This window comes from Sphingobacterium shayense, from assembly GCF_013179575.1.
Taxonomy (GTDB): Bacteria; Bacteroidota; Bacteroidia; order Sphingobacteriales; family Sphingobacteriaceae; genus Sphingobacterium; species Sphingobacterium shayense.
Map to the genome: position 1 here is coordinate 1 of NZ_JABMCQ010000020.1, position 21218 is coordinate 21218.

The 21218-nt window shown below is 42.3% G+C and carries 14 protein-coding genes; 5 read left to right on the forward strand and 9 right to left on the reverse strand.

Annotated features, from left to right (window positions below; translation table 11 throughout):
- On the reverse strand, nt 1-721 hold a 721-nt coding region (locus HP439_RS04285; protein ID WP_172389112.1), incomplete at its 3' end, for a sugar phosphate nucleotidyltransferase.
- A gap of 768 nt (nt 722-1489) precedes the next feature.
- On the reverse strand, nt 1490-2326 hold the full coding sequence (locus HP439_RS04290) for a glycerophosphodiester phosphodiesterase (RefSeq protein WP_172389113.1): 837 nt from the start codon (nt 2324-2326) through the stop codon (nt 1490-1492).
- A 224-nt stretch (nt 2327-2550) separates the two neighbouring features.
- Between HP439_RS04290 and pgi the strand changes: the two genes are divergently transcribed.
- Complete coding sequence (pgi, locus tag HP439_RS04295) at nt 2551-4197, forward strand: glucose-6-phosphate isomerase (RefSeq protein WP_172389114.1); 1647 nt, start codon at nt 2551-2553, stop codon at nt 4195-4197.
- A 74-nt stretch (nt 4198-4271) separates the two neighbouring features.
- Here the strand turns inward: pgi and HP439_RS04300 are convergent, their stop codons facing one another.
- Nucleotides 4272-5039: a methyltransferase domain-containing protein gene (locus HP439_RS04300; RefSeq protein WP_172389115.1), complete on the reverse strand. Its 768-nt coding sequence runs from the start codon at nt 5037-5039 to the stop codon at nt 4272-4274.
- 14 nt (nt 5040-5053) lie between these two features.
- Nucleotides 5054-6334, reverse strand: a complete 1281-nt coding sequence (locus tag HP439_RS04305) for a replication-associated recombination protein A (RefSeq protein ID WP_172389116.1) — start codon at nt 6332-6334, stop codon at nt 5054-5056.
- A 258-nt stretch (nt 6335-6592) separates the two neighbouring features.
- Between HP439_RS04305 and HP439_RS04310 the strand changes: the two genes are divergently transcribed.
- The 3 genes from HP439_RS04310 to HP439_RS04320 all read left to right on the forward strand — a co-directional run bounded on the left by HP439_RS04310 (nt 6593) and on the right by HP439_RS04320 (nt 13059).
- Complete coding sequence (locus HP439_RS04310) at nt 6593-9907, forward strand: SusC/RagA family TonB-linked outer membrane protein (protein WP_172389117.1); 3315 nt, start codon at nt 6593-6595, stop codon at nt 9905-9907.
- A 36-nt stretch (nt 9908-9943) separates the two neighbouring features.
- The gene (locus tag HP439_RS04315) at nt 9944-12043 is read left to right on the forward strand and encodes a RagB/SusD family nutrient uptake outer membrane protein (protein WP_172389118.1); all 2100 of its coding nucleotides are present in this window, start codon (nt 9944-9946) and stop codon (nt 12041-12043) included.
- Nucleotides 12044-12213: 170 nt separating this feature from the next.
- Nucleotides 12214-13059, forward strand: a complete 846-nt coding sequence (locus HP439_RS04320) for a DUF2911 domain-containing protein (RefSeq protein ID WP_172389119.1) — start codon at nt 12214-12216, stop codon at nt 13057-13059.
- A 54-nt stretch (nt 13060-13113) separates the two neighbouring features.
- Here HP439_RS04320 and HP439_RS04325 read toward each other — a convergent pair whose 3' ends face one another.
- From HP439_RS04325 to cdaA, 3 genes are all read right to left on the reverse strand, one after another.
- On the reverse strand, nt 13114-16029 hold the full coding sequence (locus HP439_RS04325; protein ID WP_172389120.1) for an FAD-binding and (Fe-S)-binding domain-containing protein: 2916 nt from the start codon (nt 16027-16029) through the stop codon (nt 13114-13116).
- A 13-nt stretch (nt 16030-16042) separates the two neighbouring features.
- Complete coding sequence (locus HP439_RS04330) at nt 16043-16960, reverse strand: DUF1338 domain-containing protein (protein WP_172389121.1); 918 nt, start codon at nt 16958-16960, stop codon at nt 16043-16045.
- 111 nt (nt 16961-17071) lie between these two features.
- Entirely contained in the window at nt 17072-17866 is a 795-nt protein-coding gene (cdaA, locus tag HP439_RS04335) for a diadenylate cyclase CdaA (RefSeq protein ID WP_172389122.1), read from the reverse strand.
- Between the two features lie 194 nt (nt 17867-18060).
- Between cdaA and HP439_RS04340 the strand changes: the two genes are divergently transcribed.
- A complete protein-coding gene (locus HP439_RS04340) occupies nt 18061-18780 on the forward strand; it encodes a pyridoxine 5'-phosphate synthase (RefSeq protein ID WP_172389123.1) in 720 nt (239 codons plus the stop codon).
- 116 nt (nt 18781-18896) lie between these two features.
- Here HP439_RS04340 and lepB read toward each other — a convergent pair whose 3' ends face one another.
- Together lepB and dapB are read right to left on the reverse strand one after the other, a co-directional pair.
- Complete coding sequence (gene lepB / locus HP439_RS04345; RefSeq protein WP_172389124.1) at nt 18897-20396, reverse strand: signal peptidase I; 1500 nt, start codon at nt 20394-20396, stop codon at nt 18897-18899.
- 63 nt (nt 20397-20459) lie between these two features.
- The gene (gene dapB / locus HP439_RS04350; protein ID WP_172389125.1) at nt 20460-21203 is read right to left on the reverse strand and encodes a 4-hydroxy-tetrahydrodipicolinate reductase; all 744 of its coding nucleotides are present in this window, start codon (nt 21201-21203) and stop codon (nt 20460-20462) included.
- Nucleotides 21204-21218 lie beyond the last annotated feature (15 nt).

Here is a 21218-nt window from a genome sequence, read left to right on the forward strand (position 1 = left end):
TCGGATTATCTTTGTTTTGCTCTACAAAAGTAGGAAATCCGGCTTTAGCGACGTCAAGAATAATGGGATCGAATCCCCAAAAATTCATCGATACCGGCGTTGTTTCTACTAGCGGATGTTCTTGGTCATCTTCTTTGTATACGATCTGACCGTCTTCTCGGCGGTAAATATTAGTCCGCTCAGTTACGCTAAGCATGTTGCCATTTTCATCTACTTCGCAGACCCCACGTGAGACATATCCAAAATCCGATAATGTATTGCCTACATTAAAACCAACTAATGCCATTTTTGTATCACTCACTTCTGCAGTCAGAAATTCAGACATTTTTTTAAAGGCGTCGTATCCATAAAAATCATCAGCATTAATAACGCAAAACGGTCCAGAGACATGCTCCGACGCACTCATAACTGCATGTGCCGTTCCCCAAGGTTTTTGACGCTCTATAACTTCAGTTAATCCAAATTTCGTTAAATCAAAATCCTGAAACGCATAGGATACCTCAATTTTACCTTCTAACTTTTTATCAAAAAGATCCTTCATAACTTGAAGAAATTCTTCTCGAATCACGAATACTACTTTTCCAAATCCTGCTCGTATAGCATCAAATATTGAATAGTCAATTATGCGTTCGCCGTTCGGACCAAATCCATCAACTTGTTTTGCTGATCCATAGCGACTAGCAAGTCCTGCGGCAAGAATTACCAATGTCGGTTTACTCATTTACTTAACGTTTGTTTTTCGATTAAAATTAACAATATTTCGATCATTTACGACATAGTGTATCATTTACGATACAAATACGTCCTAAATGTTCAGCACTAATATGGTTTACTGGAGGAATAGATTTTTTACAAAAGCTGTTGCAAGGTAACTAACTGCGCAACGACAATCACCGAAAATAAAAGAACTAACCATAAGGATCGCTCGGCAAACGGCGTATTGTTATATCTGTGTATCAATTTATTCATATTACTGTTTGTTTGTTGTCTTTTCACGTATGGAAGTCTCCATAAAATACCTCGACCGTCGCTCCTATTTCTTCAATAAGTATGCCGAAACACTACAAATTTGACGCTTTTAATGTTAACTAAAAATTAACTTTTGGTGCCTTTTAGTTAGTGATTCGCAAAGATAACAAAACATACAGATATAGAGTATCCCCATTTATGGGGGTTAATTTCGTAAATAAATGTTAAAAAGACACTAATTATGTAAAATAATTGTCACAAACCATCTCAAAGCTGCCTATTAGCTGAAATACAGTGTATATTTGTGTATTCATAATTTAGGTTTATAATTGGTTAGCTAAAGGTTTTCATTCTCCCCGTTTGAAAACCTTTTTTTTTTGTAGCGATACCACTATACGCCAGCGCGTTGCGACTACGCTAATTTACCGCGCAGCCATTATAAAATCATCTAATCTTAAATTAGAAACGATAGTCTTACCGTCATTACGATTATGATCTTTTGTTCTGGGAATTTGCGTAGTTATTTCAAGGTAATCCAAGATCCATTCTTCTTCACCCATTCGGTCACTGCAACCGGAACATCGGTACATAAATAATCGCTCCCTAACGACACACCAAGAAGAAAATCTTCAACCGAGTGTCCAGGCCAGAGACTAACCGTAAAACCTTGCTTTTTCGCCTGATCAACCATATTTTTACTTGTTCCGTGCACATTACACCCCACCCTTTTTATACCCAGGGAAGCAGCTTCCTTTAGAACCTCATCGGATAATGCCTTTCCACGGATAAGCAACATTTCTACCTCTGGATAATTATCTCCGAGATATTTTAACGGGCGAGTGTCAAAAGATGTCATCAGATAGTCGGAACCCTCTGGCATGTTAGCATAAACCTTTTTATACAGCATATCACAATACAATTTTAGTTTATCGGGCTCATATAATGGGGCGTTAGTTTTCATTTCAAATTCCACATACAAACCGGGTCTAGCATTAAAAAATTCAATCACCTCGTCTGCTGTAGGTATTGAATTACCGGCCTTTGTTCGTAAAGCTTTGATTTCTTCGAGCGTAGAAGTTTCAACGGTTCCCTCCACGCCAATTACGCGTTTAAAATCAGCGTCATGAAACACCACCAAGTGATTATCCTTGGTTATACGGATATCAATCTCAAAACCACGTAGTCCCTTCTCATACACACCTTTAAAAGCCTGCATGGTGTTTTCATCAAATTCGAGTTTACCACCGCGGTGGGCAAATATTTTAACTGATGCTTGCTGTCCGAACGCTAATGTTAGATTACCTAACAGAACAAAAACACATATAGCAAGGCGTTTCATAATCATTCGTTTTTTCATAGTAAGTTTATGTTGTTTTGGGTTTAAGTACACTGAATAGCAAAGTGCTTTCTAAAATTAAGAAAAAAACTAACGCCGATAGACAGAACTCGATGATCAATTAAAAAATTCACAATAACTTAACAGAAATACAAGGGATAATATAATTTGCTTTTGGCGGAATGTCCGGTTACTTTCTTAATTTTTGTGTAAGTTTGATCAGTAAAAACAATAAGAATAAATATATGTTTCCATCAGTAGATTTCACTAAAACCAAGGCATACAGCTACCTTGCTGACCATTACATCACCATCAACGAAAAATCGTTAAAAGAGTTATTTGTAGAGGATCCTTCGCGCTTTGAAAAATTCTCAGTGCAGTTTGGCGATATCTTATTAGATTACTCAAAAAATAGGATCAACGACCAAACATTAGCTTTACTTATGCAATTGGCTAAAGAATGTAAACTTGACGAAGCTATTACAGAAATGTTTGCTGGCGCAAAGATTAATGTAACCGAAGGCCGCCAAGTACTACATACCGCTTTACGAAACCAATCGACCGATCCTATACAGGTGGATGGCGAAGACGTAATGCCTAAAGTTAAAGCTGTTTTATCACACATGCGGGAATTCACGGAGCAAATTCTATCCGGCTCTTGGAAAGGCTATACGGGAAAAGCGATAACGGATGTCGTCAATATTGGTATCGGAGGCTCTGATTTAGGCCCCGTTATGGTCACCGAAGCACTTAAAGCGTATAAGACACATCTTGATATGCACTTCGTTTCAAACGTTGATGGAACTCATATTGCAGAAACATTAAAAGGACTAAATCCCGAGACTACTCTTTTTCTAATCGCGTCTAAAACTTTCACAACGCAGGAAACGATGGCAAATGCTCATTCAGCAAAAGATTGGTTTCTAAAATCAGGCGCTATGCAGGAAGACGTAGCAAAACACTTTGTCGCGCTAAGCACGAATACCGAAGGGGTTGCTGCGTTTGGTATCGATACGAGCAATATGTTTGAATTTTGGGATTGGGTCGGTGGCCGTTATTCGTTATGGTCGGCAATTGGACTTTCGATATCTCTAGGTATCGGTTTCGATAACTTCCAAGACCTTCTAAATGGAGCTTACAAGGCTGATGTGCATTTCAAAAGTACCGAATTCGAGCAGAATATTCCGGTGATACTTGGTTTGTTAGGAATATGGTATAATAACTTCTTTGAAGCGGAAAGTCATGCAATCTTACCATATGATCAGTATTTACATCGTTTTGCGGCATACTTCCAGCAGGGCGACATGGAAAGTAATGGAAAATATATTGACCGCAACGGAAATAGGGTCGATTACCAAACAGGACCTGTTATCTGGGGTGAACCGGGAACCAACGGACAACACGCCTTCTATCAACTCATTCACCAAGGCACAAAACTTATCCCTTGCGACTTTATCGCCCCAGCGATATCACATAACCCACTGGGCAATCACCACCAGTTGCTGTTATCGAACTTTTTCGCGCAGACCGAAGCCCTTATGAACGGTAAATCAGAAGACGAAGTGGTCGCAGAGTTGCAGAAGGCATCAAAAAGCCAACAAGAGATCCAACAATTGAAAAATTTTAAAATCTTTGAAGGTAATCGTCCGAGCAACTCATTTTTAATAAAGAAAATTACACCAGAAACCCTAGGGACCTTAATAGCGTTATACGAGCATAAAATTTTTGTCCAGGGAGTGATTTGGAATATATTCAGTTTCGATCAGTGGGGTGTAGAATTGGGAAAGCAACTTGCAGGTAACATTCTTCCCGAACTTGCTTCAGCAGAGCCGATCACTGCACATGATTCATCCACCAACGGACTGATAAACGCTTATAAAGCTTGGCGATAGATTTTCGCTTATAAAGAACAAACCCCAAAAAGCCGAGATTCATGTGAACTGGTTCTTTGGGGTTTTAGCAATTCTTATGGCCGTCTTCCGTAAATCAACAACCGCTTAAATGCGTATAACGCTGGGTAGCTAGAAAAACTTTTTTCTATCCCGCATCTGAAATCCGTAATAAACTCGTCTTTAACATTATTTGGCAACCGATCTAAATAGGGCTGCAGCGCACTGCCAGCAATAAAGTTGTAGAGGTCCGAACTGCTATTTGCAATTATCGGATACATTTTAATGGAAATATGCAGGTCTTTTAATCCACCATCAAACAACAACTGTGCGTACTGGTCAATACTCAATACTGGAGACTCTTGTTTAAACCCTTCGAATATAAAAGCATACGGCGGTTGTGTGGCCATCGATACAAGAATTTGATTCAACAGATTCTCATTTTGCACCGGCATTTGGACAGCGAACTGCCCACCAGGTGTTAACAGGTTAAGGATTTGTGGAATCACTACCTGATGATCGTCAATCCACTGTAAGGCAGCGTTACTAAACACCAAATCATACCGATCACCTGCCATCAACACATCCTGTATATCTTGAAGTTTAAACGATAAACCAGGCGATTGATAAACAGACGTTTTCGCTAGCATTTCTTTGGAGGAATCGATACCTAGCAATTTCGATTTGGGGAGCCATTCTTTAAGTACTGCGGTTTGTTCGCCGGTGCCACAACCTAAATCAATCCCTTTAACGTATTCGCGAGGGTCAATAAGATCGCGTAAATCGTAGAATGGTTCGTTCCGTATATCTTTGTACTGATTGTATAATTCAGGGTTCCATGCCATAGCAAACGATTAGGTTAATATCCATATTTGTCTTTCCATTTATTCTTAAGTGAGTCCCGTAATTTCAATTCGGCAGGATTGTTTCCAGGGTTATAAAGTACCGTCCCGCTCAGGCGCTGAGGCAAAAATTCTTGGTCTACAAAATTTCCCGGAAAGGCATGAGAATATTTGTACTCTACGCCGTACTCAAGTTCTTTCATCAATTTTGTCGGCGCATTGCGAAGATGCAAAGGAACAGGTAGATCACCGGTCTGTTTAACCAGTGCTTGCGCTTTATTAATCGCTTCGTAGGACGCGTTGCTTTTAGCTGAGGACGCTAGATAAGTTACCGTTTGAGAAAGAATAATTCGCGACTCAGGATTCCCAATAACCTTCACTGCTTGAAAGCAATTATTTGCCAGCAACAACGCATTTGGATTCGCATTCCCAATGTCCTCAGAAGCTAAAATCAGTAATCTTCGCGCGATAAACGTAGGATCCTCGCCACCCTCAATCATACGTGCCAGCCAATATACTGCAGCGTTAGGATCACTTCCGCGAATCGATTTGATGAAGGCCGAAATTATATCATAATGTTGCTCGCCAGTTTTATCGTACAGCGCCATATTCTGTTGAACTTGTTTTAATACAAATTCATTCGTTATAGGCTTTTTCTGGGTTAGACTGGCGTTGACAACTAGCTCAAACACCCCTAACAATTTTCGTGCGTCACCGCCTGAGAGTCGAAACAACGCCTCGTATTCTTCAATTTCAACAGGATGCTCTTTGAGAAAGTCATCCTTGGCTCGTGCTTGATCGATAATTGTGCGTAAATCCACTTCCGTTAAATGTTCTAAAATATACACCTGAGCGCGCGATAGTAAGGCCGAGATGACTTCGAAAGAGGGGTTTTCTGTTGTTGCCCCGATCAATGTTACTAGTCCTCGCTCTACCGCGCCAAGTAACGAGTCCTGTTGTGATTTGGAAAATCGATGTATTTCGTCAATAAACAAGATTGGTTGTTCAGCGTTAAAATTCCGCAGCTGCTCGGATTTTTCGATCACCTCACGAATATCTTTTACACCCGCCTGAATTGCACTTAATGAAAATACTGGGCGCTCAAGTTGTCCGGCAATTAACAACGCAAGGGTAGTTTTACCTACCCCTGGGGGCCCCCACAATATCATTGAAGGAATATTTTTCTGCTCTATTGCGTTTCGCAATACAGCTCCGGGACCCACGATATGTTGCTGACCGATATAATCTTCGAGCGACTTTGGACGCATTCGCTCGGCTAAAGGAATTACTGTTGCCATAGTACAAATATAACGATTACGGAACAAAGACTAAGGCTACACCATCCCCGCACTTGGATAGCCAATCGTTGTGATCGACGATTATTCCGGTAACGATTGCGTGTTTTTTTGTATCAGAAACTTTACAAAACCGTCAGATTCCCGTAATATAGCATTATCTAACACATACACCCGGTAGCCGATGGGTGCCCAGCGAATAATCTTCAACAGGGTGTAACATCGCGTTTACGGGAAAGTAACCAATAAACAATTATAAACATGATTAACAAATTAAAAATTTTATGCTTGTTGCTATTGTTCTATCAGTTTGCATATGCGCAGCAACGAACCATCAAAGGAAGCATTACGGACGCTTCAATGCAACCGCTTGCAGGAGTCACGGTGACTGCTCAAGGTGTAACTAACCAGGTCGTTAGCAATGCGCAAGGCTTCTACGAAATATCCGTTAAACAAGGTCTTTCAAATTTATCTTTCAGCTTCATCGGCTACCTCCCCTCAACAATCGGTATTCCAAGCTCTGGGTTACTTGACGTAATTTTAGAGCAAGAAAACTCAAATTTAGAAGAAGTGGTAGTAATTGGCTATGGAACGGTCAAAAGAAAAGATTTAACGGGATCTGTCGCCTCGATAACAGGGAAAGAAGTAGCCGCTGTTCCCGTTGCTAATGCGGCGCAGGCTCTTGCCGGAAAATTACCAGGTGTGAACGTAACAGCCCAAGATGGACGTCCGGATGCAGATATCTCCATCCGAGTACGCGGAGGGGGATCTATTTCGCAAAGCAATGAACCTCTCTACATCGTTGATGGGTTTCCCGTTTCCTCCATTTCGGATATACCATCGAACCAGATACAGAGTATCGATGTATTAAAAGACGCCTCCTCAACAGCTATCTACGGTGCACGTGGAGCAAACGGAGTAATTATCGTGAGTACCAAAACTGGTAAATCAGGACAAGTGCGTGTTAACTACGATGGTTATTATCAAACGAACCAACCGACAAAATATTTGGAATCGTTAAATGCTTACGAATATATAGCCTACAACTGGGCATACGCAAAAGCGTTAAGCGCCAGCTATGCTTCAGCTTGGGAAAGGCTTTGGGCAATAGGTGACTATGCAGAGGAATATAACAATACCAAAGGGATTGGTCACTACCATAATGTTGCAGCAACTAATTTTTCACGTCAAGCGTACAAGGCGTCTATGTCGCATAGTCATAATCTTAGCATTACAGGAGGCAACGAAAAAACAAAAGTCTTGGCCGCAGTCAACTTCATAGACAATGATGGTATGAAGATAAACTCTTGGTTTAAGCGATACAACGCTGCATTGAAAATAGATCAAAAACTAGGTAAAAAAGTAAATTTATCTTTAGACACGCGATACACGAATATCAACCAAATGAGTGATGAATCAACCACATCTAGCAAAGGCTCAATTCTTTCATCTGCGTATCAGTTTCGTCCCATAGCTACAAAAGACATCCTAGGAGAACTCGACGACACTAAAAACACTCAACTAGGGTTGTACGACCTGGTATTACAAGATATGTACAATCCTGTTGAGCGCATGGGGGATTACTACCCTGAATTAAGCAACAGGTCGATACGCGCAAACACTAGCCTTTCCTGGAATATTATTGATGGACTTACTTTTCGATCTGAGCTCGGATTAAACACCTACTGGAACCGATCACAAATTTGGGCGGGGGCTACCTACAGCAATTACCTAGACGCCAGCGGCAATAAAACGTTCGCCGGAGACGCTCAAATTGCCACTGAAGAGGGCTGGAACTTGCGCTGGGCTAATGTCTTAAACTTCCAGGTACAGGGTCTTGGCGAGGATCACAGCCTTGATCTCGTCGTCGGTCAAGAAATAATGGATTCCGACTCGAAAGGCATCAGCATTTGGGGAAATAAATTCCCTAGCTCGTTTGACTCTGAGCGGGCCTTCGCGATGATGGATCAATATCATACAGGAGATAATGCGATAAACGGTGGCTTCGCATCCGAGCGGGGAACTCCAAACAGAATAGAATCCTATTTTGGACGTGCGAACTATACTCTATTAAACAAGTATCTTTTTACAGCAACGCTCCGTGCCGACGGTTCTTCCAGATTCTCATCAACTCACCGATGGGGATATTTCCCCGCTGCAGCATTTGCCTGGAGGCTTTCTGACGAAGGATTTATAAAGAACCTAAAATGGGTTGATAACTTGAAAATGCGACTTTCCTATGGAGCGGTTGGTAACGATGGTATCTCGGCAAACCTATGGCGAATGAATTGGAAATCCGACGGTTTGATAAGATACTCCGTTAATGAACAACAACAGGTATCTTATTCGCCCGCGTCAGCGACAATCGCCAATCCGGATTTAAAATGGGAGACGACAATCACCAGAAATCTAGGTCTTGATTATTCCTTACTTAACAATAGACTTTATGGAACAATTGATCTTTATAAAAACTCGACAAAGAACCTGCTCATGTTGACTTCGATATCAGCAATCAGCGGATTCCGTCAGACCTATGACAACGTTGGGAGTACGTCTAATCGCGGTATCGAACTCGGCGTCGGTGGTGATATCATCCGCAAGTCCGATTTCTCCCTACGTGCAAATCTAAACTTAAACATCAATCGGGGTCGTATTGATCAACTCTCCGAGGGGGTCAATGGCCTATACCGTTCAGCATGGGGATCAACGACAATGCGTCCATCCACCGGAGATTATATTCTTGAAGTCGGGAAACCCGTTGGTCAGGTTCGCGGCTTTATATATGACGGCTGGTATAATGTGACAGATTTTGATTACAATGGGGGTATCTATACACTTAAAAATGGTGTTGCAGACCTAGCATCCGGTATTATAGGGACAGTATATGGAACCACAGCGAATAAACCGGGTGAACAAGTTGCCTACCCTGGGGTAATACGTTTCAAAGATACCAACGGGGACGGTGTTGTCAATGAAGACGATGTAACGATCATCGGGGACACGAATCCGAAACACACGGGGGGCTTAAACATTAGCGGCAACTACCGCCAATTTGACTTTGCCTTAAATTTCAACTGGAGTTATGGAAACAAGGTCTACAACGCAAACTTGCTGTCTGCTTCTCAAGGAGGAAAAGAGGACGGGTTATATCGAAATAGATTGGAATATCTCTCAGGATCCTATAGAATCTATGACATACAAAATGATCAAATTTCGGCAGTAACGGACCCTGATGCACTCGCGGCGCTTAACGTGGGAGCTACCAGTTATCTCCCCTATCACGAAAACGGAATTGTTTCGTCCCAAGGTATCGAAGATGGATCATTTCTGCGATTAAATACCGTTACCTTGGGCTACTCTTTGCCGGAATCGATCGTAAATCGTATTGGGTTTAGAAGTGCACGCCTTTATGCGACTATTTTCAACGCAATGCTATTTACTCGATATAGCGGGCTTGATCCTGAGGTTAGCACCAATTTGAATCAAGGCAACGCTGCATATCCTACCACAGGACTCGACTGGGGTGCATATCCTCGAGCACGTTCGTTCACTTTTGGTTTGAATCTCCAATTATAAAATACCAAGATAATGTCAAAAACAAAACTTAATGTGATGAAAAGATTTTCAATATACATGTTGGCACTCACACTACTTCTATTAGGAGCTTGTAAACGTGATTTTTTAGAAGTGTCATCCCCTTCGGCCGTGGATGAAAAATTTGTATTTTCCTCGCCACAAGAGGCATACAAGGTAATAATGGGTGAATATGAGTTATGGCGAAATGCTAATGGTGGTTTGTTTTATGATCTCGACGTAGTAGGTTCGGATGCTGAAACCCACCCCGAAAGCTATGATGCGCAAATGCGTCATATTCCTGAAGGCCTTTACGCTTCGGAAATGACTATTGATTACACTAATTCGGTGGACACATGGGCAGATTTATACCAAATCGCCAACCGTGCGAACATGATTATGGAAGCAATAGCTGAAAATTCGGAATATCAAGCGGCATTGAAAGAAAACCAAACTACGGATTGGACACACCTATATGGCGAGGCCGCAGTTTTCCGCGCGTATGCATATTTTAACCTTGTTCGATATTTCGGTGATGTACCTTATTTCGACATCCCAATTACAACACTTTCACAAACCGATAGCGCTGCACTAACATCACGGGATTATATCTACGATCAGGAATTAGCGAAGTTACAAAAGGTACAAGGCCTGATGCACCGTCTGGGAGAAGGAGGTATAAATGCCGAACGCTTTTCGCGCACCTTCGCACAAGGTCTAATTGGCAAAATAGCATTGTTCGCAGGCGGATATAGCCTGCGCCGTAACGATATGGACTATGGCAATGTGTCGTTACAGCAAAAGGGAACCGATAAATGGGGGGCGTATTATGCCCGCCGATCAGATTACAAAGACTACTATCAAATTGCAAATACGGCGCTAAAGGAGTTAGTAGACAATCCCGGCTCAGCAACACTAATTACGACCGATCCCCGCGGAGAGGGATATAACAATCCTTTTCAATATAATTTCCAATATAACATGAATCTACAGGTAAGCCCTGAATCACTATACGAAGTTGGAGAAACACAGGGGCAAGCTTCTGAGCGTCCGTATGCGTTTGGCAGACCTTCCAATGGCGGAGGAGCCAACGCGTATCCATGTAAATCGTACGGGCAAAGTCGTATGTTCCCCGTGTTTTACTACGGAGATTACGATCCCACCGACTTACGGCGAGACGTCACTGCCACGGTTACGGTAAATTCGGGATCCGCCTCGGAAGTACTCGTGAATTTCACCCCAGGTTCCAGAAATCAGGGAGGTATTAGCAACAACAAATGGGACGAAAGTCGGATGGCGGTCCCCTTTACCGCCGCACAGCGTAAGTCCGGAATTAACTGGGTGCAAATGCGTATGGCTGACGTCATTTTAATGCTTGCCGAAACCTACGCAGAACTCGGTCAGGAGGCCGCCGCGAAAGAACAGCTTACCAGAGTACGTTCTCGCGCGTTCAACGAACAACATCGGTACACAAAAGTAACCAGTTATATCGGCTCGCTATCGGGAGAAGCATTGAAAGAAGCTATCCAGCAAGAACGCAAACTGGAATTTGCAGGTGAAGGAATCCGACGTTATGATTTAATCCGCACGGGAATGTTTCCCGAAAGAATTAAGCAGGTCCGCGATCAGCAGAAGGAGATGGTAGCATCACTGACTTCCAAAGGGTACTATACTTTCGAGAATGGCAACACAATTTCCAATTATATTTATGTCAAAGCTGTCAACGTTACGCAGTTAGGAATATCAAAGATGCTTACTACGCAATGTAATGTATTAGAGAATGATCCTAGCCATCCTGTACGCTTTCCAAGCTGGCGAGGCAACTGTGATCTGTGGACTACGCAGAATTTTCTACCCTCCGATGGTAATCGCAACTTAGCAATTAAGGGGCTTTTTGAGTACATAGACCCTAGTGGATCCGAGGCGGCTGCACTCGTAGAGCAAGGATACAAAAAAACAGAATGGGCAATAAATATTGTCAATTTTAAGGATCAATATACCACGAATATATTCAAAGGATATACTGACGCGTATTACGCTGCCGGAGTACCTCCCCGTTATATGCTTCCTTTATCTTCAGAAACTATTTTACGCTCGAATGGTCTTATAAAGAATGGATATGGGTTTGCGCAGCAATAAAAAGTACTACCGCTTTTCTTTCTTGGTCCATTAATATATAAGATATTGTGGACCAAGAACCCAAATCGTAAAACACAAGATATAGACTTGACATAGCAGCCATATGGCATAAGTTTCGTATTTTTATCCAGCATATGCAACAAGGTCACGCAATCCAACAAAATAAGAATATGAAAAAAAGATTTTTAGCTTTAATCGCTGCCGGGGTAATCTTTGTCAGCTTAAATGAAGCTGCGGCACAAGTTCAGTTACCTCAGGCAAGCAGCTCAACAACAATCGAGCAAGCTATTGGCATAAAAAAAGTAACACTTGTATACCAACGGCCAAACTTAAAAGACAGACAGGCGTTTGGCGAACTTGCTCCCTATGGAGAGGTATGGCGTACAGGAGCCAACAACATTCCTGTCCTTACGTTTGAGGAAGAAGTGACTATTTCTGGTAACAAAGTACCAGCGGGATCGTACGGATTATTCACTATTCCCCGTGAAAATGGTGACTGGACAGTAATATTAAGCAGCAATCCCAAACAATGGGGTGCCTACCAATATAAACAGGAGGAAGATTTCCTACGTTTCGATGTAAAAGCAAAAACGGTTAATGATAAAGTAGAAACCTTCACGATGGCATTCGAAAATGTAACACCTGAAGGGGCTGACCTTAGTATCGCTTGGGACAATTCAAAAGCGGCCTTCCATATCGCGGTCGATCAATCTAAGGAAATTATAGCATCTATAGAGAAAGCAATGCAAGGTGAAAAAAAACCTTACTTTCAAGCTGCACAATATTATTTCAATAACAACTTAGACATAAAAAAAGCGGCTGAATGGGCAATTAAGGCTGATGAAGGTAATACTCAGGCTCCTCATATCAAATACTGGAAAGCGAGAATTCAACTGAAAGCTGGTGACAAAGCGGCAGCGATAAAAACAGCGAACGAAGGTATCGCTATGGCAAAGGCAGCTGGAAATGAGGAATACGTTAAGTTAAACACTCAGGTATTAAATCAAGCGAAATAAGGCTCAAATCCCCTATTTAAAAGGCGTTACGTACCGTAGCGCCTTTTTTATCATTTAATCCTTTAAAGCTTTAAACAATATTTCTACAGGGTGAACTGCGCTTTGGTCCGTTCCCTCTTTAATCTGGTGACGACAAGATGTCCCCGATGCCGCGATGATAACACTGGGAGGTTTGCTGGCGATCGCCGGATAGAGTACAAGGTTTGCGATTTTCTGGGAAATGGCAAAATGCTCTTTCTCATAACCGAACGAACCAGCCATACCACAACAACCTGAGGCAATCGTTTCTACCGTATAATTCAGTGGCAGATTAAGTGCGGCAACTACCTTTTTCTCCAAGCCCCAAGCCTTCTGCTGACAGTGTCCGTGCAACATGACGTGTTGAGCTTGTGTGGTAAACTGATCGCTGGTAATATTTCCAATTTCAGCTTGCATCGCAATAAACTCTTCGATTGTTAGTGCACGCTCGGCTAATGCCCGTGCTTTATCAAGCAAATCTTCGTTTACCAAATCTAAATATTCATCACGGAAACTCAATATTGCGGAAGGTTCAATACCGATTAGATAAGTCGAATCATCGATTAAATCGGAAAATATCTTTACTTGCTTGTTTGCAACCTTTTGCGCCTTCAGGAGGAACCCTTTCGAAATTAGAGCGCGGCCGCTTCCGGGGTGCTGAGTGAGATGGACCTGAAAACCTAAACGTTCGAGTAGCTTTACAGCCATTTTACCAATTTCCACCTCGTTGTAATTCGAAAATTCGTCGATGAATAAAAAAACCTTCTTTTGGCGATCCCCAACTGGCATGATTGTACGATTCGAGAACCACCTTCGCAGCGTTATTCTCGAAAGCTCAGGTAACTTGCGTTCAGAGGCAAATCCAACGAGATAGTTTATCAGCCTGGATGACCAATCCATGCGCACAAAGATGTTATAGAGCGGAGCAATTGGCATAATAAAAGCATTTACTCGATCTATGTTCGCAATTATCCAACTGCGAAAAGGCACACCGTTTGCCTTGTAATATGCCTGTTGAAAATCTCCTTTCAGCTTAGCCATATCGACGCTAGAGGGGCATTCGGATTTACAGCCCTTACAGCTGATACACAGATCAAGTACCTCTTTAAGGTGTGGGTGGTCGAATGGATTTTGTTTCTCTGAGGTGTAGAGTATTTCACGCAACATATTTGCCCGAGCACGTGTGGTATCTTTTTCCTCCCGCGTTGCCATATAAGATGGACACATCGTACCGCCCGATAAATGCGATTTCCTACAATCCCCCGAGCCATTGCACTGTTCGATATGTTGAAGGATATTTTGACCTCCATAACGGTATACCGAACGGATCGGTCGTTTTGGAGCAAGTTCATATCGTAAAAACGAGTCCATTGGGGGGCTATCTACGATTTTCCCAGGATTGAATATCCCATTTGGATCCCAGGTACGTTTAATATCTTTTAGCAGTCCATAATTATGCTCCCCTATCATCATAGATATAAATTCTCCACGCAACCGACCATCACCATGTTCTCCACTAAGAGAGCCTTGATATTTTTTCACCAGTCGTGCAATATCTATCGCCACCTTCCGAAACTGAACTCGCCCCTCAGCGGTTTTCAGGTTAAGAATGGGTCTAAGATGCAGTTCCCCTGTTGCAGCATGGGCATAGTGCACTGAATAGAGGCCTTTTTTTTCCAGCAATGCGTCAAATTCAGCAATATACTCGGGAAGGTCTTGCACATCTACGGCTGTATCTTCAACTACCGAAGCAGGTTTGGCATCTCCAGGAATGTTGCTCAATAACCCTAGTCCTGCTTTACGAAGATTCCATACCTGTCTTTTTTGTGCTCCTGTTACCAGCGGAAAATGATAGCCCAGCCCCATACTCCGCATATCTTGCTCGACGGTCGCAGCTTTACTCTGCAGGGCAATGATATCTTCGCCATCGTATTCGACAATTAATATCGCGGCAGGATTCCCGGCAACAAAAAATCGATTATTACGTTGCTCTAGGTTATCCTTAGTACGTTCCAGAATATGGTGATCCATAAGCTCGCAAACAAGCGGTTTATGTTCCAAAGCGATAAGGTTTGCCCGCAAGGCTTCGTGCACACTATGAAAATGAACACAAAGAAGTCCTGTTGGATTGACTGGTTTTGGCAATACGCGAAGCTTAATCTCTGTGATAATTCCCAATGTCCCTTCGGATCCACAGAGAAGCTTACAAAAGTTGAATGCTTCAGCCCCTGCTGTAAATGGATCACTATCTAAAAGTAGATCCAATGCATAGCCTGTGTTACGCCGCGGTATTGACTTCTTAGGGAATTCGAGGCGTATTTGTGTTTGGTTTTGGAAATCTGAAAGCAATGAACGGATATGCCGGTAAAGCGTACCCTCTCGACTGTCAAGCTCACATTTGCGAATAAAGTCATCAAAATTTAGAGCAGAAAAATTCACCTGCGAACCGTCAGACAAAAGTACCGACAATTCCAGTGTATGCTCTCGGGTGCTTTGATAAAGTAGAGAATTTGATCCACACGAATTGTTTCCCACCATCCCGCCAATCATCGCTCGATTTGCAGTGGACGTCTCGGGACCAAAATACAAGCCATACTGGGCAAGATACATATTAAGCTCATCACGGATCACGCCAGGCTCCACACGAACCCACCCTTCCTGCACGTTGAGCTCAATTATTTTCGTAAAATAACGTGAAACATCCACTACGATCCCTTCGCCAACTACTTGTCCGGCTAGCGATGTACCTGCGGTTCGTGGTATCAACGATACTTTATGCCTGTTCGCAAATTGAATCAGCGTCCGTAAATCGTCAGCATTTTTCGGAATAGAAACTGCGAGCGGCATCTGCCGATATGCGGAGGCATCCGTAGCGTATAAAGTGCGCATCGGTTCATCCCAATATAACTCGCCTGCGAGCCGAATAGCTAACTCTTCTAACGCTCTCCTCATGATATTTGGGAAACTATTTGTTATTAGCTCCTTTAATCTGATCGGTATAGGTGCTTTCAAATATCCGATCAGCATTGTTCGTTTCAAAACCATCACGGCGATGTTTTGCTTTGATTTCTGACAGGGGAAGTCCCCGAAATGCAGGCAGTATGCCGCGTTCGGCAAACTCTACATAACTCCCAGCAATCTCTAAGGTTACCCCATCGGAGAAACGGGCTCCATAGAGAGCTGAAACTGTACTACTTTGGCGTAATAAGCCGTCCTCACTAGTTTTTATCGTCCCTCCCGAGCTATTTAATTTTATACTGATACTTTCTAAGAAAGCATTAAAACTTTCCAACGTATTATAGCCGTCCTGAAGTTCATGGATACTTATCGTATAATGGTTTAAATAATATCGGTTATAGATAACCCACGCTGCATATTCACTCTCACGAAGCAGTGTCTGATAATCTTCCGATGTCGGTAAATCCCAAAGTGGACGCTGTAAAAAATCTGCAACCTGTTTACCATCATTTAAGTCGAGCTCATCTACGGGATCAGCTGTTATTTTCGATGTGTAACTATGTATCGTCTGCTGTGCGGATTCACTCAATGCAGACACAATCAGCTCGGACACGAAAATTCGCGGGTAGCCCTCAGCTGGTGGCGAATACCAATATGCATCGAGCTTCTTTCCTTCAAAATGATAGGCATCTTCACGCTTGTAGCCATATGCAAGAAAAATCTTCTCAAACGAGCGTATGCCCAGATGAGGAACGCCCAATGTACGAAAGGCAATGTGATCGTTAACAATATCCTTTTGAGAAGATATCACGCCACGAGCTAAGAGTTCTCTGGTAATTTTCTTTACATCTTTTACATTCTCACTATAATGGTCGAACAAGTCGTTCAATACGATATCTAAGGGGTTTTGCTGATCGAAATGCATATCAAAAAATTTAGTGGTTTACTGTTTCCAATTTACGAAATGATTCAGACAAACGGAATTAAATGAATACAATATTCTAAAATATACCTTAATTAGAATATAAAAATCGAACTATAATTCTTCTTTCAGAAGTTTCTCCAGTTCCTCTGGACTAAGATTCATATTAACGTTACCATCTTGTGCCAGCGATATCTCACCTGTCTCTTCCGAGACAATTACTGCTATTGCCTCGGAAACTTCTGTTACTCCGATGGCAGCACGGTGACGCAATCCAAACTGGGGAGGTAAATCATCGCTATCGGAAATGGGCAAAACGCTACTCGCCGTCATAATGCGAAAATCCACTATGACGACAGCACCATCATGTAAAGGACTGTTCTTAAAAAAAATCGACTCCAGCAAACGCTTGGATACCGGCGCGTCTATATATTCGCCACTCGACTGATAATACTCTTCATCGAAATAACGCGAAAAAACCAGCAATGCACCTGTTCGAGACTTCGACATACTTCGACAAGCATCGATAATAGGTTTTATGTGTTCGCTATTGTCCACATGGCTCGTCTTTTTATTACCAAGAAAAGACCAGAATACTTTCTTGCGACGTAATGATATGTTTTTTCCAATATGAATTAAGAAACGACGTATTTCCTGCTGGAACACGACGATTAAAGCAATGGAACCGACGGATATGAATCCACCAAAGATCTCGGTTAACAGACGCATTTCCATCTGTTTCACGACTAAGAATATTCCATAAAACAACCCTACCCCGATTAAAATATTAACGGCTATAGTACCTTTGATTAAAGAATATACGTAGTATATGATAATAGCGACCAGCAAGATATCGATGATATCAAGCAAACGAAAGCCGCTTACGATATTGAGATCAAAATTTTCCATGTGTTAGTTGTCTGCAATTTAACAAAAATTAGGCTATGTTTTTCCGCGCCCACGAATTAAAATATACGCTGATTGGATCTGCCTCTCAAAATTATACTCTACGAACTGTCCGCGCCGCTTTATACCACTCGGAATAAGAATCAAGAAATCGAGAAAATTCAATACATTTGTATTAACTACTAGAATTTTTTGAGATGACAAAACTATCCGTTAATATCAACAAAATAGCTACCCTACGTAATTCTCGAGGTGGAAATGTGCCGAATGTACTCGCTGCCGCGTTGGCCTGTGAACGGTTTGGTGCCCAAGGTATCACAGTGCATCCTCGCCCGGATGAACGCCACATTCGCTATCAGGATGTTTATGATCTGAAGGCAGAAATTACAACTGAGTTTAATATTGAAGGTAATTGCCAAGAGCAGAAGTTTATCGACCTTGTCTTGGCCAATAGACCTACACAGGTCACCTTGGTTCCGGATGCATTGGGACAGATTACGTCAAATCATGGCTGGGATACCATTGCTAATAAAAGCTATTTACAGGATATGGTAAAACTTTTTAAAGATCAAGGGATCCGCGTATCTATTTTTGTTGATCCCGATGAACGAATGGTTGAGGCAGCAGCAGAGACTGGTACAGACCGGGTAGAGCTATACACTGAAGGGTATGCCGAGGTGTTCGGCTTTAACACGCAACAAGCGATCTCTCCATATATAAAAGCAGCACAAAAAGCCCAAGAGGTCGGTTTGGGGCTGAATGCGGGACATGACCTCGACTTAAACAATTTGAAATACTTCAACGAACATATCCCAGGATTACTCGAAGTAAGTATCGGTCATGCTTTAATTGCAGATGCTCTCTATTTAGGACTAGAAGAAACTATAAGCCGATACCTGGGAGCTCTTAGGGCTTAATATTCATCCCTAAGTGAGCATGGATCATTTAGGGAATCAGGCCATAGATCAATAAATAGAGGTAGAAATCTTTAATGATCTCTACCCCTATTTAATTTGACAGTAAGTAAAAACTTCTAGTTTATACCTTTAAATATTCTTTCCCATCGGATTTTAGAAAGGAATGTACCGTCCTTATCCCAACTCATCCATGTGAAGAGAGCCTTTCCAACAATGTGGTCTTCTGGTACAAAACCCCAACCACGAGAATCTAAGGAGTTATGTCTATTATCCCCCATCATCCAGTAGTAATTTTGTTTAAATGTATATGTTTTCGCTGGCGCACCATTAATATAGTAAGCCTCACCTTTCTTTTCGAAACTGTTTCCTTCATAATCACGAATAACTCTTCCGTATAAAGGCGCGGTTAAAGAGTCTAGGGTAATCGTTGCTCCGGCTGCAGGAATGAGTATCGGTCCGAAATTATCATAGTTCCATCGAAAATGCTTATCGTGCGGATATGTTGTCCCTTGGCTTTCTTCCGGGCTAAGTATACCCGACTCTACGCGCTGCACGTTACTCCACGAACGCACCACTTCAGCTTCTTGTTCTGTCATATGCAACTGATAAACACCCGGCTGTCCCTGCGCGTACTCGATACGCATGTCTTTAAGCTTTTCCGGATTCAGACCAGCCTGATCGGTAAACACATAATAGTCTATCTGCATCTCTTCGGGAATCGTTGCCGATTCACCATTAATATATAATACAGCGTTCGCCATGGAAACCTCATCTCCCGGCATCCCGACGCATCGTTTAATATAGTTTTCGCGCTTATCAATCGGACGTGTGGTGATGGTAAACTGGTTATTTACAGCTTCAGCCCCGTATGTGCGTACTAAATCACTGTAGGTTTGTTCCTGCGCTTCCAAGGCGACCGTATCTCCGGCAGGGAAGTTAAATACCACAACGTCGTTGCGCTTGATGTTCTGAAAACCTGGAAGACGCTTATAAGGAAGTTTAACTACCTCAGAGTACGCTTTGCCACCTGTTATCGGCATGGTATGATGCGCAAATGGAAATGCAATTGGTGTCATCGGCACGCGAGGTCCGTAATTCAACTTACTGACAAACAGAAAGTCTCCCACAAGTAAGCTCCGCTCCATCGAACCAGTAGGAATCATATAAGCTTCAATTAAAAATCCACGGATGAGTGATGCTGCAACTGTAGCAAAAATAATCGCGTCTGCCCACTCTCGTCCAACGGATTTATGATATGGATATTTCTTTCTAAATTCATCTGTATTGGATGGGCCTAAGTATTTAACGTCCTTATCATTTCCCCAAAGAGGCAAGAAAATAAACGGAAGTATAACGGCGACCGCGGTCTCCCAAAATCTTCTTTTACCAAAAGATTTTAATAGATCTAAATACAACCCATAGAATATAAATATATTGACAATAGGAACGATCAATAAAATCACCCACCATTTTGGGCGAGCCGTGAGTTCCGCCATCACATACTCCCGGTAAAAGGGAATTATCGCTTCCCAGCCTTGCTTCCCAGCTTTCTTAAACAGTAGCCACAAGCCATATAGCGAGGCGATGGTGATTACGGCAAAAATGATATACCACATATAAAATTATTAAATATCAAAAATTATGATTCCTAGCAGTTGATTGCCTAATGCTAGGAAACGTTATGCATTGAAATCGAAAATATCGGTTATTTGATAAAATCCTCTTTTCCCTGCAAGCCATTCCGAGGCAACAACCGCACCAAGAGCGAACCCAGCTCTAGAATGTGCCGTATGCTTAAATTCAATTTGATCGACTTCAGAGCTGTACAATACGGTATGCGTACCTGGAACTTCCTCAATTCGATGACTTTCGATCAGAAGCTCTTCTGCAGAAGGAATAATTTCCGGCCCGTCATCTACAAGGTTGTTTACCCATCTACCCTTATTTTCGAGCCCGTCAATAATTCCTTCCGCGATTGTTATCGCGGTGCCACTTGGCGCATCAAGTTTGTGTACATGATGAATCTCCTCTACTTGAACATCATATTGCTTGTAGGGATTCATCACTTTTGCTAGCTGTCTGTTGATATGAAAAAAGATATTAACACCAATACTGAAGTTCGATCCGTAAAGGAGTGCATGATTATCTTTTAGACAATTCGCTTTAATTTCTTCCAACTGGTCATACCAGCCTGTGGTTCCCACCACAATGGGAAGATCGGCTTGAAAACAGAGGTTAATATTATCGATAGCAGCTGCGGGCTCACTAAAATCGATCCCTACATCAGCTCCCTGTAGGTCGTCGGCTGTTATTGACTCCCTGTTATCTTTATCAATGATGAGTACAACTTCGTGGCCCCGTTTAGCAGCAAATTTCTCGATTAGCTGCCCCATTTTCCCATATCCTAAAAGTACTATTTTCATAAATATTGGTTATTG

Excerpts from the sequence above, each read along its gene's own strand:
- HP439_RS04310 (WP_172389117.1), top strand. The coding sequence starts at position 6,593 with ATGATTAACAAATTAAAAATTTTATGCTTGTTGCTATTGTTCTATCAG.
- HP439_RS04305 (WP_172389116.1), bottom strand. The coding sequence starts at position 6,334 with ATGGCAACAGTAATTCCTTTAGCCGAGCGAATGCGTCCAAAGTCGCTC.
- dapB (WP_172389125.1), bottom strand. The coding sequence starts at position 21,203 with ATGAAAATAGTACTTTTAGGATATGGGAAAATGGGGCAGCTAATCGAG.
- HP439_RS04315 (WP_172389118.1), top strand. The coding sequence starts at position 9,944 with ATGAAAAGATTTTCAATATACATGTTGGCACTCACACTACTTCTATTA.
- HP439_RS04325 (WP_172389120.1), bottom strand. The coding sequence starts at position 16,029 with ATGAGGAGAGCGTTAGAAGAGTTAGCTATTCGGCTCGCAGGCGAGTTA.
- HP439_RS04340 (WP_172389123.1), top strand. The coding sequence starts at position 18,061 with ATGACAAAACTATCCGTTAATATCAACAAAATAGCTACCCTACGTAAT.
- HP439_RS04320 (WP_172389119.1), top strand. The coding sequence starts at position 12,214 with ATGAAAAAAAGATTTTTAGCTTTAATCGCTGCCGGGGTAATCTTTGTC.
- HP439_RS04330 (WP_172389121.1), bottom strand. The coding sequence starts at position 16,960 with ATGCATTTCGATCAGCAAAACCCCTTAGATATCGTATTGAACGACTTG.
- HP439_RS04290 (WP_172389113.1), bottom strand. The coding sequence starts at position 2,326 with ATGAAAAAACGAATGATTATGAAACGCCTTGCTATATGTGTTTTTGTT.
- lepB (WP_172389124.1), bottom strand. The coding sequence starts at position 20,396 with ATGTGGTATATCATTTTTGCCGTAATCACCATCGCCTCGCTATATGGC.
- cdaA (WP_172389122.1), bottom strand. The coding sequence starts at position 17,866 with ATGGAAAATTTTGATCTCAATATCGTAAGCGGCTTTCGTTTGCTTGAT.
- pgi (WP_172389114.1), top strand. The coding sequence starts at position 2,551 with ATGTTTCCATCAGTAGATTTCACTAAAACCAAGGCATACAGCTACCTT.
- HP439_RS04300 (WP_172389115.1), bottom strand. The coding sequence starts at position 5,039 with ATGGCATGGAACCCTGAATTATACAATCAGTACAAAGATATACGGAAC.